Annotated in this window: 1 protein-coding gene; it reads right to left on the reverse strand. The window is 68.5% G+C overall.

The annotated features are described in order from the left end of the window. Nucleotides 1-119: 119 nt before the first annotated feature. Nucleotides 120-426, reverse strand: a 307-nt coding sequence (locus tag AC2CJA_RS27265) for a transposase (protein WP_484605284.1), incomplete at its 5' end; no start/stop codon positions are given.

Here is a 426-nt window from a genome sequence, read left to right on the forward strand (position 1 = left end):
GGCCACCGCACGATCTTCGTTTGTCCACACACCAACCGATGATCACGCGGTGGCCGTACCCGTTTCCAGCCGGGTCCGCAGCAAGATCGCAAAGTCAGACTGGAGTATTAGAGCTTGTCTCATGTGGTGAGTTGGGCGAGTTTCTTGTGGCAGGTCAGGGTGACCGCGAGGCCGAGGAAGGCCAGGAAGTGGCTGCCCTTGCGCTCGTACCGGACGGTGAGGCGCCGGTAGCCGAAGAGCCAGGAGATCGACCGCTCGATCTTCCAGCGGTGCCGCCCGAGCCGTTCGCCGGACTCGATGCCGGGCCGGGCGATGCGCGGGACGATGCCCCGCTCGCGGAGCCAGGCCAGGTGCTCGGCGGAGTGGTAGGCCTTGTCGGCGCGGAGTCTGCCGGGGCGGCGTCGGCGCGGGCCGCGCCGGGAGCGG

The organism is Streptomyces sp. ATLC9 (assembly GCF_057196705.1).